The organism is Pseudoalteromonas sp. S3178 (genome assembly GCF_005886985.1).
Lineage (GTDB): Bacteria > Pseudomonadota > Gammaproteobacteria > Enterobacterales > Alteromonadaceae > Pseudoalteromonas > Pseudoalteromonas carrageenovora.
This window is the reverse complement of sequence record NZ_PNCW01000316.1, coordinates 1-287: the sequence shown is the minus strand read 5'-3', so window position 1 is coordinate 287 and position 287 is coordinate 1. Positions and strand designations below refer to the sequence as shown.

Annotated in this window: 1 protein-coding gene; it reads left to right on the top strand. The window is 43.2% G+C overall.

Translation table 11 applies throughout. From position 1 onward, the window contains the following. A partial coding sequence (locus CWC11_RS21120) for an ATP-binding protein (RefSeq protein ID WP_502704817.1) occupies window positions 1-287 on the top strand: 287 nt, incomplete at both ends.

Here is a 287-nt window from a genome sequence, read left to right as displayed (position 1 = left end):
GGGAAAATGCAACTTGAATCTACACCATTTAGCTGGCAAGAAATCATTAAAGAACTCGCAGAGCTACTTGCATATCAAGCGGACTCTAAGAAGCTTAAGCTTGCCTTTTATCTTTCGCCCCAGTTACCGAACTGGCAACTAGGGGACCCCGTTAGACTGCGCCAAATTTTATTAAACTTAATAGGTAACGCATTAAAATTCACCAAAACTACCGCAACTGCCGCAGGCTTTGTAGAAGTGGCTATTGGGCGCTCTTCCGATGATGGTTATATGGAAATTAGCGTGAA